Annotated in this window: 14 protein-coding genes and 4 tRNA genes; 16 read left to right on the forward strand and 2 right to left on the reverse strand. The window is 35.9% G+C overall.

Annotated features, from left to right (window positions below; translation table 11 throughout):
- Positions 1-77: 77 nt before the first annotated feature.
- The 14 genes from JFU54_RS04620 (at position 78) to JFU54_RS04685 (ending at position 10,739) form a co-directional block, all read left to right on the forward strand.
- Entirely contained in the window at positions 78-1,367 is a 1,290-nt protein-coding gene (locus tag JFU54_RS04620) for an adenylosuccinate synthase (protein WP_002034994.1), read from the forward strand.
- Between the two features lie 154 nt (positions 1,368-1,521).
- Positions 1,522-1,597 (forward strand) — tRNA-Lys (locus JFU54_RS04625).
- A 13-nt stretch (positions 1,598-1,610) separates the two neighbouring features.
- Positions 1,611-1,682, forward strand: a tRNA-Glu gene (locus tag JFU54_RS04630).
- 21 nt (positions 1,683-1,703) lie between these two features.
- Positions 1,704-1,779: transfer RNA gene (locus JFU54_RS04635), tRNA-Asp, on the forward strand.
- A gap of 41 nt (positions 1,780-1,820) precedes the next feature.
- A tRNA-Phe gene (locus tag JFU54_RS04640) sits at positions 1,821-1,893 on the forward strand.
- Positions 1,894-2,175: 282 nt separating this feature from the next.
- The gene (walR, locus tag JFU54_RS04645) at positions 2,176-2,883 is read left to right on the forward strand and encodes a cell wall metabolism DNA-binding response regulator WalR (protein WP_000971867.1); all 708 of its coding nucleotides are present in this window, start codon (positions 2,176-2,178) and stop codon (positions 2,881-2,883) included.
- 3 nt (positions 2,884-2,886) lie between these two features.
- Positions 2,887-4,722: a cell wall metabolism sensor histidine kinase WalK gene (gene walK, locus JFU54_RS04650; protein ID WP_002143958.1), complete on the forward strand. Its 1,836-nt coding sequence runs from the start codon at positions 2,887-2,889 to the stop codon at positions 4,720-4,722.
- Entirely contained in the window at positions 4,719-6,056 is a 1,338-nt protein-coding gene (locus JFU54_RS04655) for a YycH family regulatory protein (RefSeq protein WP_002143957.1), read from the forward strand. The genes walK and JFU54_RS04655 overlap by 4 nt, the downstream gene beginning before the upstream one ends.
- Entirely contained in the window at positions 6,037-6,873 is an 837-nt protein-coding gene (locus tag JFU54_RS04660; RefSeq protein WP_002143956.1) for a two-component system regulatory protein YycI, read from the forward strand. The genes JFU54_RS04655 and JFU54_RS04660 overlap by 20 nt, the downstream gene beginning before the upstream one ends.
- Positions 6,857-7,651 (forward strand): MBL fold metallo-hydrolase, encoded by a 795-nt coding sequence (locus JFU54_RS04665; protein WP_201063810.1) that lies wholly within the window; start codon positions 6,857-6,859, stop codon positions 7,649-7,651. The genes JFU54_RS04660 and JFU54_RS04665 overlap by 17 nt, the downstream gene beginning before the upstream one ends.
- A gap of 63 nt (positions 7,652-7,714) precedes the next feature.
- Positions 7,715-8,902, forward strand: a complete 1,188-nt coding sequence (locus JFU54_RS04670; protein ID WP_088293173.1) for a S1C family serine protease — start codon at positions 7,715-7,717, stop codon at positions 8,900-8,902.
- 53 nt (positions 8,903-8,955) lie between these two features.
- Positions 8,956-9,141 carry a CxxH/CxxC protein gene (locus tag JFU54_RS04675; protein WP_002035001.1) on the forward strand — a complete coding sequence of 62 codons (186 nt, stop codon included), beginning with the start codon at positions 8,956-8,958 and terminating at the stop codon, positions 9,139-9,141.
- A 59-nt stretch (positions 9,142-9,200) separates the two neighbouring features.
- Positions 9,201-9,680: a 23S rRNA (pseudouridine(1915)-N(3))-methyltransferase RlmH gene (gene rlmH, locus JFU54_RS04680; RefSeq protein ID WP_002130178.1), complete on the forward strand. Its 480-nt coding sequence runs from the start codon at positions 9,201-9,203 to the stop codon at positions 9,678-9,680.
- A 180-nt stretch (positions 9,681-9,860) separates the two neighbouring features.
- Positions 9,861-10,739 carry a radical SAM/SPASM domain-containing protein gene (locus tag JFU54_RS04685; RefSeq protein WP_002016446.1) on the forward strand — a complete coding sequence of 293 codons (879 nt, stop codon included), beginning with the start codon at positions 9,861-9,863 and terminating at the stop codon, positions 10,737-10,739.
- Between the two features lie 36 nt (positions 10,740-10,775).
- On the opposite strand, the gene pepF is transcribed toward JFU54_RS04685, so the two are convergent.
- Both pepF and guaC read right to left on the reverse strand, forming a co-directional pair.
- Positions 10,776-12,593, reverse strand: a complete 1,818-nt coding sequence (pepF, locus tag JFU54_RS04690) for an oligoendopeptidase F (protein WP_201063812.1) — start codon at positions 12,591-12,593, stop codon at positions 10,776-10,778.
- 138 nt (positions 12,594-12,731) lie between these two features.
- On the reverse strand, positions 12,732-13,715 hold the full coding sequence (guaC, locus tag JFU54_RS04695; RefSeq protein WP_002068771.1) for a GMP reductase: 984 nt from the start codon (positions 13,713-13,715) through the stop codon (positions 12,732-12,734).
- 271 nt (positions 13,716-13,986) lie between these two features.
- On the opposite strand from guaC, the gene JFU54_RS30335 reads away from it, so the two are divergent.
- Together JFU54_RS30335 and JFU54_RS29680 are read left to right on the forward strand one after the other, a co-directional pair.
- Positions 13,987-14,196 (forward strand): hypothetical protein, encoded by a 210-nt coding sequence (locus tag JFU54_RS30335; protein WP_242489417.1) that lies wholly within the window; start codon positions 13,987-13,989, stop codon positions 14,194-14,196.
- A 1-nt stretch (position 14,197) separates the two neighbouring features.
- Positions 14,198-14,614 carry a hypothetical protein gene (locus JFU54_RS29680; protein ID WP_242489418.1) on the forward strand — a complete coding sequence of 139 codons (417 nt, stop codon included), beginning with the start codon at positions 14,198-14,200 and terminating at the stop codon, positions 14,612-14,614.
- The last annotated feature ends 29 nt before the right edge of the window (positions 14,615-14,643 follow it).

Below are 14,643 nucleotides of genomic sequence, written 5' to 3' on the forward strand. Positions count from 1 at the left end.
GGTTGACTTCTCTTTCTGTTTTGGTACAATTATATTGTTTGAATAGATCGTTTGAAAATTGCGGAGGTGCTTTAATAATGTCTTCAGTAGTAGTTGTAGGAACACAATGGGGCGACGAAGGAAAAGGTAAAATCACTGATTTTCTTTCTGAGCATGCGGAAGTAGTTGCAAGATATCAAGGTGGAAATAACGCGGGACATACAATTGTTTTCGGCGGAGTTAAATATAAATTACACTTAATTCCATCTGGTATTTTCTATAAAGAGAAAATTTGTGTAATCGGAAATGGCTTAGTAGTAGATCCGAAAGCATTACTTGAAGAGTTGAAATACTTACACGATCGTGGTGTAAGTACTGATAATTTACGTGTAAGTAACCGTGCGCACGTTATTTTACCTTATCACTTAAAACAAGATGAATTAGAAGAAGCGAGTAAAGGTGATAACAAGATTGGTACAACGAAAAAAGGTATCGGTCCTGCATATATGGATAAAGCTGCTCGTATTGGTATCCGTATGGCTGATCTTTTAGACCGTGAAGCATTTAAAGAGAAGCTTGAGCGTAATTTAGTGGAGAAAAATCGTTTGTTTGAAAAAATGTACGATACAGAAGGTTTCAGCGTAGAAGAAATCTTTGAAGAGTACTTCGAATACGGACAACAAATCGCACATTACGTATGCGATACATCTGTCGTATTAAATGATGCACTAGATAACAATAATCGTGTATTATTTGAAGGTGCACAAGGTGTTATGCTTGATATCGACCACGGTACGTACCCGTTCGTTACATCTTCTAACCCAATTGCTGGTGGTGTAACAGTTGGAACTGGAGTTGGTCCTGCGAAAGTTACTCGCGTTGTAGGTGTATGTAAAGCATATACAAGCCGTGTTGGTGATGGTCCATTCCCTACTGAACTTAATGATGAAATCGGTCACCAAATTCGTGAAGTTGGTCGGGAATACGGAACAACAACGGGTCGTCCACGCCGTGTAGGTTGGTTCGATAGCGTTGTTGTAAGACATGCACGTCGTGTTAGTGGTTTAACAGATTTATCATTAAACTCTATCGATGTATTAACAGGTATTCCAACTGTTAAAATTTGTGTTGCTTACAAATGCAATGGCGAAGTTATCGATGAAGTTCCAGCTAACTTAAACATTTTAGCGAAATGTGAGCCTGTATATGAAGAGCTTCCAGGTTGGACAGAAGATGTTACTGCTGTGAAATCACTGGATGAGCTTCCTGAAAATGCAAGAAAATACGTAGAGCGTGTTTCTGAATTAACAGGAATCCAATTATCTATGTTCTCGGTTGGACCAGATCGTAATCAAACAAATATCGTTCGTAACGTATACGAAGCTTAATTGATATAAAAAATTGATTTTTTTAAGAAAAAACTCATATTTTTATGAGTTTTTTCTTATTTTTTATAAAAAAATAAAAAAAGGTATTGCAAAAATGAAAGATAGCATGTTATGATATGTCTTGTCGTCACGAAAATATGACGTTGGTGAGTATGAGCCATTAGCTCAGTTGGTAGAGCATCTGACTTTTAATCAGAGGGTCGAAGGTTCGAATCCTTCATGGCTCACCATTTTATTTTTCGTGGCCCGTTGGTCAAGTGGTTAAGACACCGCCCTTTCACGGCGGTAACACGGGTTCGAATCCCGTACGGGTCATGTTTTTTTATGTTCATTTTTGGTCCCGTGGTGTAGTGGTTAACATGCCTGCCTGTCACGCAGGAGATCGCCGGTTCGACCCCGGTCGGGACCGCCACTTTTGTTTATACCACCATTAGTGGTTTTATATATAGTTTTGGCTCGGTAGCTCAGTCGGTAGAGCAGAGGACTGAAAATCCTCGTGTCGGCGGTTCGATTCCGTCCCGAGCCACTCTCAGGATATTAAGTGGGCCCACTTAATATCCTTTTTATTTTGTCCAGTTTTACAAATGTGGGTAGTTATTTTACAATAGAATGAGGAGCCTCTAGCAGTTGAAGCTAGAGGTTTTTCTATAGATCGTATAGGATTCCGTGTAAAAGTGGATGATACATGAGTCTATGAGAATAGAGGAGAAATACTTAGACTAAGATTGTTGTCATATAGGAACATACTATAGAAACACCAATATGTTTGAGGATTATTGATCATATTTTTATAAGGAGGAAATAGACGATGATGGGAAAGAAAATTTTAGTAGTTGATGATGAAAAGCCAATTGCGGATATTTTGAAGTTCAACCTAGAAAAAGAAGGTTTTGAAATTGTAATGGCGCATGATGGTGATGAGGCGATTGAAAAAGCAAATGAAGAACAGCCAGATATGGTTTTATTAGATATTATGTTACCGGGAAAAGACGGTTTAGAGGTATGTCGTGAAATACGTAAAAGCTCAGAAATGCCAATTATTATGCTTACAGCAAAAGACTCTGAAATTGATAAAGTATTAGGGCTTGAGCTTGGGGCAGATGATTATGTAACGAAGCCATTTAGTACGAGGGAGTTACTTGCTCGTGTGAAAGCGAATTTACGTCGCCATCAGCAGGGTGGTGCTGCAGAGAAAGAAGAAAATACCGAAATGGTTATTGGACCAATCGTTATCAATTCGAACGCTTATAGTGTAACAAAGCGTGAAGAAAGCATTGAGCTTACACATCGTGAATTTGAATTACTACATTATTTAGCGAAGCATTTAGGTCAAGTTATGACTCGTGAACATTTATTACAAACAGTTTGGGGTTATGATTATTTTGGAGATGTACGTACAGTAGACGTAACAGTACGTCGTTTACGCGAAAAAATTGAAGATAATCCAAGTCATCCTACTTTAATTGTAACTAGACGTGGGGTAGGGTATTACTTGCGTGACCCAGAACAGGAATAGTATATGAAGAAAGTTGGTTTTTTTCAATCTATTCATTTAAAATTTGTGCTCATATATATGCTGTTAATATTAATAGCAATGCAAGTAATTGGTGTATATTTCGTCAGGGAATTAGAAAAAAGCCTTGTAAAAGGCTTTCAAGATTCCTTAACGCAGCAAACAAATCTACTTTCTTATAACCTGAAGCAAGAGTTTGTAAAAGAACGTCCTAAAACAGAATCAGTAGATAAAGCTATTAATGATTCGATTCAAAAATTCGCATCAGATCGTAAGAAAGATATTCAAGAAGTAAGTGTAATTGATTCTACTAAAAAATTAATGGCAATTTCAGACGGGTCTAAGCAAAATAAGGTAGGAAGAACGTCAGCAGATACAGCTGTACAACGGGTAATGGTACAAAAGAAACCAGAGTCAAAGATTGAGAAAGATGGAAATACAGGTCATCGAGTTCAAGTTATGATTACCCCTATTCTAAAAGATCCAGGCGGAGAGGTACTTGGTGTCATTCATATCGTTGCATCTATGGAAGATGTGTATAAACAAATGAAGGACATCAACCAAATCTTCGCAACGGGTACAGTAATTGCTTTATTAGTAACAGCTGTACTTGGAATTTTATTGGCTCAAACAATTACGAGACCAATTTCAGATATGCGAAGACAAGCAATTGAAATGGCGAAAGGAAATTATTCGCGAAAAGTAAAGGTGCATAGTCACGATGAGATTGGACAATTAGCATTATCTTTTAACAATTTATCTAAAAAATTACAACAAGCTCGTTCCTCCACAGAAAGTGAAAGACGAAAATTATCATCCGTTTTATCACATATGACAGATGGAGTAATTGCTACTGATCGAAAAGGGGATATCATTTTATTAAATGATCCTGCGGAAAAGATGTTAAATGTTTCGCGTGAAACGGCGCTAGATCAATCAGTGTTAGAAGTGCTAGGAATACAAGAAGAATTTACACTGGATCATTTATATGAAGAGCCTGATTCAGTTTTATTAGATTTTAGTACGAGAAATGAACCATATATTTTACGTGCTAGTTTCTCTGTTATTCAAAAAGAAACAGGGAAGGCAAATGGTTTAATTGCTGTATTATATGATGTAACAGAGCAGGAGCGGATAGAACAAGAGCGCCGTGAGTTTGTTGCGAACGTATCTCATGAGTTAAGAACGCCGTTAACAACGATGCGCAGTTACTTAGAAGCACTTACTGATGGAGCATGGCAAGATCCCAATATTGCACCGCAATTTTTAACAGTTACACAAGAAGAAACGGAAAGAATGATCAGGCTTGTAAATGCATTGTTACAACTATCTAAACTAGATAGTACAGAACATCGCCTAATGAAGGAATGGGTCGACTTTACTGATTTCTTTAATAACGTTATCGATCGTTTTGAAATGTCTAAAGAGCAAAATGTAAGCTTCAAACGATCTTTCTCTAAAAAATCTCGATTTATTGATATGGATACAGACAAAATTACACAAGTTTTATATAACATTATTTCCAATGCACTAAAATATTCGCCAGAAGGTGGTACAGTAACATATCGCCTACGTGACCGCGGGGAGTTATTAGAGATTAGTGTGAGTGATCAAGGAATGGGAATTCCGAAAGAAAATGTAGATAAAATATTTGAACGTTTTTATCGTGTAGATAAAGCGCGTTCGAGACAAATGGGTGGTACAGGTCTTGGGTTAGCCATTGCGAAAGAAATGATTGAGGCACATGGCGGCTCGGTTTGGGCGAAAAGTGAGGAAGGAAAAGGGACAACTATTTATTTCACATTGCCAATGGCGACAGATGAAGAGGACGATTGGGAATGAGTATGGAAAACTTTAAAACGATAGTTCTAATTAATTTGGTTGTCATTAGTCTATTTCTTACTTTTAACTTGTGGACATATGTTCCTGATTCTACTTCTATGCAAAATACAAAGTTCGTTCAAGGTAACGAAGAGATAAATACGATAAAGATTTCGGAGGTTGTTCGCCCATCCTCTGTCGTTATTCATAAAGAGAAAAATCATTATGTAAGCGAAAAAAAGGAAAATGTGGATTCGATCTATAAAATTCTTGAAAACGGAGAATTACATAATTTCGAGGAAATAACGGGGACAGTCCCTAAAGGTGATTTTCTGTCTTATGTACACGGAGAAGAAAAAATTGAATTTGTTTTTCCTACAAATATCCCATTAGATACGATTAAAAATATGTTTAATATTAAAGATAAAAACATAGAAAGTAACAGAAGTTTTAATCGTATTATAATTGATCCTTCTAGAAGTAAGGACCAAGAAATTAAAGTTAGCTTTGTTTCCTATGATACTCCTCATAAAATATATCAAGCAACATTGAGTGGTGCTTATATAAAGGATATTATAAATGCTCAAAATCAACTTATAACAGTAGCAAGACCATATTTTGAGTATCAAATAAATGATACAAAAAAACTTTTTTTACCAGAGGGGATTACGGAATTAAGTAAGGCAGAGTATATTACAGCTAAACTAGAAGTGGATCCATTTAAAAATGCTTTATTTAGTGATCCACGTTATTTAAGTCCTATTTCTGAGAAAACAAAGGAAACATTTACAGATGGCATCCGTTCTATGGAAATTGATAAGTCGGATGCAATGTTGAAATATAAAAATTCCGCTGTACATGGTGATAAATCTACGGATAATGCGGTAATTTTACAAAAAAGTTTTGACTTTGTAAGTGGGCATAGTGGGTCCTTGAAGTCCTATCGTTTTGATTATATTAATGGGAGGAAAACTTCATTCCGTTTATATGAGGATGGTTTGCCTGTATTTAATGCAAATGGAATAGCGGAATTAAAACAAGTATGGGGTTCAGGTGAAATTATGCAGTATGAAAGACCCTTTTTTGAGTTCAGTATTACTTTGCCTAGTAAACAACAAACAACTTCTCTCGCATCAGGTCGTACAGTGATGACATCATTAGAGAATAATCCAGAAATTGATAAAAAATCAATTCAGGATGTTGGTATTGGTTATAAAATGTCATTGGAACCGTCCATCAGTGATGTGAGAATCGCTGTCTTACAGCCGATATGGTATGTAAAATGTGAAGAAGATGGTAAGCAACAAATATATGAGTGGAGTGAGGGGGGACTAAATGGATTGGGATCGAATTAAAACCATATTTATTGTGACCTTTTTTGTTTTAGACCTCTTTCTTATCTTTCAGTTCATTCAGAAGCAAGATAGTAATCAATTAGAACTTGTGACGGAAACGAAAATCGATCAACAATTAAAAGCTGAAAAAATTACTATGGGAAATTTCCCTAAAGAACCGAAAAAAGAGTCATTTATAATGGCAAAAAATAAGGGTTTCAAAGAAGAAGATGTGCAATCTTTAAAAAATCAGACAGCGCATGTGCAAGAGGAATATCAAATAGAGGGTAAATTAAAAGAGCCTTTTTTAAATACAAAATCATTGTCAAAAGATAAGTATAATGAGTTTTTGAAAAATTATGTGCTGGATGGACAAAAATATGAGTTTGGAGCAATAAAGGACTCAAAAATTTACTTCTTTCAAAAGTATAAAGATAAACCAATCTTCTACAATAATCGTGCGATGATTGTTGTAGATTTAAATGAAAAAAATGAGCTTATTTCATATACACAAACAATGTTAACGGATTTGAAGGAAATGGGCGAAAGCGAAAAGACGAAAGAACAAGAAATTATTACTGCTCAAACAGCTTTAGAAAATATATATTTGAAAAATAAAATTGCAGAAAATACGCACGTGAAAGAGGCGCAGATTGGATATGCGACTCTTGCGGAGTCTTCTTCTAATATACAAGTGCTTGCTCCAACATGGAACTTAAAGACAGAACAAAAAAAGGATTTTTTTGTGAATGCAATTGAAGGACAAGTTATGGAATTAGGGGAAACTCAAGTGCCGGAAGAACATAATGGAGTGAGAAAGAATGAGCATGCATTTTAGTGTACTTGCAAGTGGAAGTACAGGGAATATGCTATATGTAGGAACAGATGAAAAAAAACTGCTTGTCGATGCAGGTTTAAGTGGTAAAGCGACAGAGGCTTTATTTAAACAAGCTGAACTGAATATAAATGACATATCAGGTATTCTTGTAACACATGAGCATAGTGATCACATTAAAGGATTAGGTGTATTGGCGCGTAAATATGATTTACCTGTTTATGCGAACGAGAAAACATGGACTGCAATGGAACATTTAATAGGTAATATCCCAACTGATCAAAAATTCATTTTCTCAATAGGAGACGTGAAAACATTTGGGGATATTGAAGTTGAATCATTTGGTGTTTCTCATGATGCGGCGGAACCGATGTTTTACGCTTTTCATAACAATAATAGAAAGTTAGCTCTTATTACAGATACGGGCTACGTAAGTGACCGTATGAAAGGTGTTATTAAGGGAGCAAATGCTTTCGTGTTTGAAAGTAATCATGATGTGGAAATGCTTCGTATGGGACGCTATCCATGGAGCATTAAGCGACGTATTTTAAGCGACGTTGGCCACGTTTGTAATGAGGACGCTGCATTAGCGATGGCTGATGTTATTACAGATGAGACAAAACACATTTATTTAGCACATTTAAGCTTAGATAATAACATGAAAGAATTAGCGCGTATGTCTGTATCACAAGTATTAGAAGAAAAAGGTTTTGGGGTTGGAGAATCCTTTGAAATACATGATACGGATCAAAAAATGCCTACGAAAATTCAATACGTATAATTCTTCATTTTAGTAAACAATAAAGGTGAATATAGTTGTTTTCAGGAAGATAGGTGAACAAATATGTCCTTTATTGATGAAGAAAAATATCGTATTAAACGTGCAGGAAAAAAGAAACATAAAGGTATTGTCATTTCTAGCATAGCGGGGACAATTGTAGGGGCTTCATTATTTGCATTTGGAGCTCCTTTATTTTCAAATCATGCAGGTAAGCTTCCGCAAGCTGAAGCAAGTGAAAAAAATATGGCTGAAGCTCAAAGTGGAAATGTTCCTGTTAAACAGATTAGCTTTGTAGACGCTGTTGATCGTGCTTCAGAGGCTGTTGTTGGTGTTATTAATATTCAACGAGACAATTTTTCGGAGGCTGATTCGGAAGCTGGTACAGGCTCTGGTGTGATTTATAAGAGAACAGATGGACATGCGTATATTGTAACGAATAACCACGTTGTTACTGGGGCGAATCGTATTGAAGTGAGCTTAAGTGACGGTAAGAAAATTCCAGGTAAAGTATTAGGAACCGATGTAGTCACGGACTTAGCTGTACTAGAAATAGATGCGAAGCATGTGAAGAAAGTGATTGAAATTGGCGATTCTAATACCGTTCGTAGAGGAGAACCAGTTATTGCGATTGGAAATCCACTGGGGTTACAATTTTCCGGAACTGTCACACAAGGTATTATTTCGGCTAATGAGCGTATTGTTCCTGTAGATTTAGATCAAGATGGACATTACGATTGGCAAGTAGAAGTATTGCAAACAGATGCGGCAATTAATCCAGGTAATAGTGGTGGAGCGCTTGTAAATGTAGCGGGACAATTAATAGGTATTAACTCAATGAAAATTGCAGCAAAAGAAGTAGAAGGAATTGGATTAGCTATTCCAGTTACGAGAGCTGTTCCTATTATGAATGAACTAGAAAAGTACGGTAAAGTAAGAAGACCTTACGTTGGGATTGAACTAAGATCATTAAATGAGATTCCGAGTTACTATTGGTCAAAAACATTACACTTACCAGGTAACGTAACAGAAGGAGTCTGCATTTTAGATGTGAAAAGTCCTTCGCCAGGTACGGATGCGGGTCTTAGAGAACATGATGTTATTGTGGCGGTAGATGGAAAAGCGGTGCACGATATTATTGGGTTCCGCACGGCCTTATATAATAAAAAAATTAATGATAAAATGACTCTTACGTTTTATCGTGGTACAAAACGAGCGACAACAACGGTGAAATTAGGCATTCAAAAGTATTAAAAACAGGAGGGCCTACCTCCTGTTTTCTATTGTAGAAAAGTGAGGTGAGGAATATGAATTTACCTTGTTGTTTAGAACATGTTGAATTAGCATTAGATATCATTGTGGATGAGTGTGAAGTCGCACCGGTTATTAACAATGTGGATAACTCTAAAGAAGAGAAAAAAACATGTGAATTTTGTCAAAATGAGGCGACATATGTTGTATCGAACACAGATTCTCACACAATATGTGGGTAACATTTGTGGATATGTGGATAAGTCCTGTGGATAACGTGTTTGTAAGGTGGGGAATAAATGTGAATATCTCGATTATTTCAATCGGAAAATTAAAAGAAAAATACTTAAAACAAGGTATAGCAGAATACTTAAAACGATTATCTTCTTACGCAAAAGTAGAAGTAATTGAATTGCCAGATGAAAAGGCACCAGAAAATTTAAGTGCAGCAGAAATGTTAATTGTAAAAGAAAAAGAAGGTATTCGTATACTGGATAAAATTTCTGATGATACGCATGTCATTGCGTTAGCTATAGAAGGAAAACAAAAATCATCAGAAGAATTTGCGGTAAGTATAGATCGCCTTGCTACATATGGAAAGAGCAAGATCACATTTGTAATTGGTGGATCACTGGGGCTTAGTTCTGAAGTAATGAAGCGTTCAAACGAATCTCTTTCTTTCTCAAAGATGACATTACCACATCAATTAATGCGTCTAGTATTGCTTGAGCAGGTGTATAGAGCGTTTCGGATTAATCGTGGTGAACCGTACCATAAATAAATTTTTCATTTGTATATAAAGAGTAAAAAAGACCATTGGACAAAAATCACCGATGGTCTTTTAAACATTAATAGATGGTATGTAGATTTCCTAAAATAAGTATGTTTCTATTTCTAAAAAAATATGCTGTAATATGAAGAGGGAAAAAGTATAAGTAGTCATAGAAGTGAGGAATTAAAGGTGAAGAAGTTTAAGAAGTTTTACTTGGAGATTACGAGTGTATGTAATCTTGCGTGCAGCTTTTGTCCGCCGACGGAAAGGCAGAAGCAATTCATTTCTGTAGAGGATTTTGCTAAAAGATTAGACCAAATTAAACCTCACACAGACTACATTTATTTGCACGTGAAGGGTGAGCCGTTGCTCCATCCGAAAATAGATCAACTATTAGATTTAAGCCATGAAAAAGGGTTTAAAGTTAATATTACAACGAACGGAACGTTAATTAATAAGAGAAGGCATAGACTGTTAAATAAGCCTGCGTTAAGACAAATGAATTTTTCACTGCACAGTTTTGATGGACACCCAGGTTCGCAAGATAAAGAGGGCTATGTAAGGAGTATACTTTCTTTCATTAGAGAGGCAACAAGTCAATCGGACTTAATCGTTTCACTAAGATTATGGAATTTAACTCAGGATAATAAAACAAATGCTGAAATCCAAAAAAATAGGGATTTATTATCTATAATTGAAAATGAGTTTGATCTATCTTATCAAATTGAAGAGAAGCTTACACCGGGAAAAGGTATAAAAATTGCGGAACGTGTCTTTATTAATCAAGACTATGAATTCCAGTGGCCGGCATTGCATGAAGAAGAGGATGATGGAAAAGGATTCTGTCATGGTCTTCGAAATCAGGCTGGAATCTTAGCGAACGGAACGGTTATTCCTTGTTGTCTAGATGGTGAGGGAATTATTAATCTTGGAAATATTAATAATGATTCATTCTCTAATATTATTGAAGGCGAAAGAGCGAACAATATTGTAGATGGATTTTCAAAAAGGGTTGCAGTAGAAGAACTATGTAGAAAGTGCGGATACCGCAAAAGATTTGGAAAGTAAATATAGAATAAGCCCTCATAAAGCGAGGGCTTATTTTTATTCTTGATAAGAACGTTCTAATTCATCAATTAAGGAGCCTACGTAAGAAACAGCTTTACGGATTGCATCTGGTTTTGACATGTCTACTCCAGCGTGTTTCATTAATTCAAGTGGTTTCATTGTACCGCCTGCACGGAGTACATCAAGCCAGCGATCAACAGCAGGTTGTCCCTCTTCTTTAATCATTTGAGCTACAGCGGTAGAAGCAGTTAGTCCCGCAGAATATGTGTAAGAATATAAGCCCATATAATAGTGAGGTTGACGCATCCATGTTAAACCGGCGCCTTCATCAATTTCTACGGAATCTCCCCAGAATGTCGAAAGGACCTTCGTTTTTATTTCAGTTAAAGTTGTAGCTGTGAGTGCTTGCCCTTCTTCTGCTAGAGCGTATACTCTTCTTTGATATTCTCCCTCAAGTAGATGGGTAACGAAGTTGTGGTAATATGTGCCGAGTAGTTGCAGAATAACCCATCTGCGCATTCTCTTATCTTCAGTAGTCGCAAGTAAATGCTGGGCTAATAGTAATTCATTCATCGTTGATGGAGCTTCAATGAAGTACATAGATGGACGCACATTCATAATACGCTGATTTTTATTTGCTAAATAAAAATGACCAGCATGTCCAAATTCATGAGCTAATGTGAAACACCCGCGCATCGTACCCTGCCATGTAATTAAAATATAAGGGTGAGAACCGTATGGGCTAGAGCAGAAGGCACCTGTTGATTTTCCTACGTTATCTGCAAGGTCTACCCATCTTTCTTTGAAGCCCTTTTCGATAATGGAACTATATTCATTTCCTAATACTTTTAAAGAATCTTGAATGAGTTTGCCAGCTTCTTCGTAAGTGATTGTTGGATTAAATTCAGGATCTAACGGTGCATGTAAGTCACAGAAAAGCATTTGATCAAGCCCTAATACATTCTTTTTTAAATCTGCAAAACGGCGCATATGAGGCGCTAATTCGTTATAAATAATATCTAGTTGGTTGTTATACATTTCAAGTGGAACCTTTTGAGGTTCTAAAAGCATATCGGTAACGGACTCGTACTTGCGCAAACGAGAAAGCGCCACTTGTTTTTTTACTTCAGTAGCATATGTTGTTGCAACTGTATTTTTATATCGTTTCAATGTGGAAACAAATGATGAATATGCTTTTTTACGTATATATGCGCTTGGAGAAAATTCATATTTGCTTTCGAATAATGCAAACGATACAGGCAAATCATTTCCCTGTTCATCTTGTATAGAAGGGAAATCCATATCGGCTAATTTAGTCATGCCGTAAATTTTGTAGGGTGAACTATGAACTTCGCCGAGTGCAGCAAGAGCTTCTTCTGTTTCAGGAGAGAGTGTGTGCTGCCTCTTTTTGAGTATCTCTAGTAATGATTTACGGAAAGGTTCAAGTTTTATTTCCTCAGTTAAATATTTTTCAATTGTTCCCTCCTCAAATGAGAGAATTTCGTTATGAATAAAGGATAGTGCGGTATGTACATTCGTTCCTAGAGCGGAAATTTTGGAAGAGTTCGCTTGAATAACTGAATCTGTACGATCAGCGGATTCTTTTAAATTTGCATATGCGCCGAGTTTTGTTAGCTTCATTAAAAGTTCTTCTTCTAAAAGTAGGCAATTTAATAAGGTAGCGGGGCTAGTGTGTAATTGTCCTTTAAATGCATCAAGTTTTTTTATATCGTCTGTTAATACACGTAATGCAGTTTCCCACTCTTTATCAGATTCGTATAAATCAGAAAGGTCCCATGTCAATTCAGTAGAGACTTCCGCGCGAATAAGGCGTTTCTCAATTACATTTTTCATTTGTTATATCCCCCTTATTATAAGTATCTAAAAACATGATACTAGAAAATTCAGTGAAATGAAAATATTTTACATTTTTATACATGAAAAAGAAGGACAATCATAAAAAATGCTTGTCCTTCTAGTTAAATTTATAAATTAATATACTTTGTCCCCGTTGAAAATAGAGTTTTTCACGACTACATAATCTACAGTACGAATTGCGTCTAATTTTGTTCCACCAGCGTAAGAGATAGAAGATTGAAGATCTTGTTCCATTTCGATTAAAGTGTCTTCTAAAGAACCTTTATGCTCAACGAACATTTTCTTACCTTCAACGTTTTTCTTCTCACCTTTTTGGAATTCAGAAGCTGAACCGAAGTACTCTTTATAAAGTTTGCCATCTTTTTCGATTGTTTCCCCTGGAGACTCTTCATGACCTGCGAATAGAGAACCGACCATAACCATAGTTGCTCCAAATCGAATTGATTTAGCCACGTCGCCATGTGTACGAATACCACCGTCAGCGATAATTGGCTTACTTGCAGCTTTTGCACACCAGCGAAGTGCAGCTAGCTGCCAACCGCCAGTTCCAAAGCCTGTTTTAATTTTAGTAATACAAACTTTACCAGGTCCAATGCCAACTTTTGTTGCATCAGCGCCAGCGTTTTCTAATTCTCTTACCGCTTCTGGAGTTCCAACGTTTCCAGCGATAACGAAGCTTTCTGGTAAATGTTTTTTAATATGTTGAATCATGTTGATCACAGCGTTAGAGTGACCATGTGCGATATCGATTGTAATGTATTCAGGTGAAAGTTGCTCAGCAGCTAATTGTTGTACGAATTCGTACTCGTCTTCTTTAACACCAACGCTGATTGAAGCAATTAATCCACGTGATTGCATATCTCTAATGAATGAAATTCGTTTCTCTGGTTGGAAACGATGCATGATATAGAAGTAATTATTTTCAGCTAAATAAGTTGCGATTCTTTCATCAATAATCGTTTGCATATTTGCAGGTACGACAGGTAATTTAAATTTATGTTTTCCTAAAGTGACAGTTGTATCACATTCAGATCGGCTATTTACAATGCATTTTGCAGGAATTAATTGAATATCTTCATAGTCAAATACGTTTTCCATCATTTACACCCCTAAAATACGAATATTTTATTTTTATTAATTGAAAATGTTCGCCTATAGGATAATTTACATCATTTTCAGTAAGAAGTCAAAGATTTTCTTAACGTTTTTTTGAAAAGAAGCCAATACATTTTAAAAATAACGTTAAAAACGAATTTAAATAGATTTATTATGCATAATGTTCGTTTATAAAAAAGTAAGGAAAGTTGCGATAATTGCATAAGATTGTATGTATGCTTCTTATTTTGAGCGAGGGAGCTGGGGAAATACTATGAAAAAGTTAATACTAATAATAGGAATAACTTTGTTGGTTACTGCCGGATGTAGCAATAATGATGCATTTGATAAGGCAGAGAAACAAGGAGATTTAGCATTGGAAAATGAAGAATACGATAGAGCAGTCGTATCTTTTGAATTAGCGTTAAAAGAAAAGAAGGATGATCGGGAAATAAGGTTGAAGGTGAATCAAACAAATAAATAAAATGATTGAAGCATTACAGGAAAGTAATATAGACCGAGCAATTTCGTTATTGAGGGAAATTGAAAATGATTCTGCTAGTTCAGTTATATTAGCCAAACAAGCAAAAGAAAAACGAGAAGTTTTAGCTAATCAAAAAGATGAGGAAGAAAAATATAAGCAAATGCTAGTTAAAGTAGAGGAGTCGAAAAACGAGCAGAAGTTTGCGGATGTAAAAGAGCAACTTAACGTAATTATTAGGGAAACGAAAGGGAAAGAACAGTTTAAAATATATTATCAAAATGCGAATGAACAAATTATACAGAGTGTGCCGAGGGAAGTAGATGTAGATAAAACAAAAGATGAGAACCGTAAGGAAGAAAAAGTAATAGAAGAGAAGCCGAAGAAAGAAAGTGTTATTACCGGTCAGAAGGCAGAATAATATGGAATAATATTTTTAAAAAGTTTTTA

The organism is Bacillus sp. TH19, assembly GCF_016651075.1.
GTDB lineage: Bacteria > Bacillota > Bacilli > Bacillales > Bacillaceae_G > Bacillus_A > Bacillus_A mycoides.

What these genes read in the sequence shown, in the direction of transcription:
- JFU54_RS04620 (WP_002034994.1), top strand. Translation starts at nt 78, where the DNA reads ATGTCTTCAGTAGTAGTTGTAGGAACACAATGGGGCGACGAAGGAAAA.
- walR (WP_000971867.1), top strand. Translation starts at nt 2,176, where the DNA reads ATGATGGGAAAGAAAATTTTAGTAGTTGATGATGAAAAGCCAATTGCG.
- walK (WP_002143958.1), top strand. Translation starts at nt 2,887, where the DNA reads ATGAAGAAAGTTGGTTTTTTTCAATCTATTCATTTAAAATTTGTGCTC.
- JFU54_RS04655 (WP_002143957.1), top strand. Translation starts at nt 4,719, where the DNA reads ATGAGTATGGAAAACTTTAAAACGATAGTTCTAATTAATTTGGTTGTC.
- JFU54_RS04660 (WP_002143956.1), top strand. Translation starts at nt 6,037, where the DNA reads ATGGATTGGGATCGAATTAAAACCATATTTATTGTGACCTTTTTTGTT.
- JFU54_RS04665 (WP_201063810.1), top strand. Translation starts at nt 6,857, where the DNA reads ATGAGCATGCATTTTAGTGTACTTGCAAGTGGAAGTACAGGGAATATG.
- JFU54_RS04670 (WP_088293173.1), top strand. Translation starts at nt 7,715, where the DNA reads ATGTCCTTTATTGATGAAGAAAAATATCGTATTAAACGTGCAGGAAAA.
- JFU54_RS04675 (WP_002035001.1), top strand. Translation starts at nt 8,956, where the DNA reads ATGAATTTACCTTGTTGTTTAGAACATGTTGAATTAGCATTAGATATC.
- pepF (WP_201063812.1), bottom strand. Translation starts at nt 12,593, where the DNA reads ATGAAAAATGTAATTGAGAAACGCCTTATTCGCGCGGAAGTCTCTACT.
- guaC (WP_002068771.1), bottom strand. Translation starts at nt 13,715, where the DNA reads ATGGAAAACGTATTTGACTATGAAGATATTCAATTAATTCCTGCAAAA.
- JFU54_RS30335 (WP_242489417.1), top strand. Translation starts at nt 13,987, where the DNA reads ATGAAAAAGTTAATACTAATAATAGGAATAACTTTGTTGGTTACTGCC.
- JFU54_RS29680 (WP_242489418.1), top strand. Translation starts at nt 14,198, where the DNA reads ATGATTGAAGCATTACAGGAAAGTAATATAGACCGAGCAATTTCGTTA.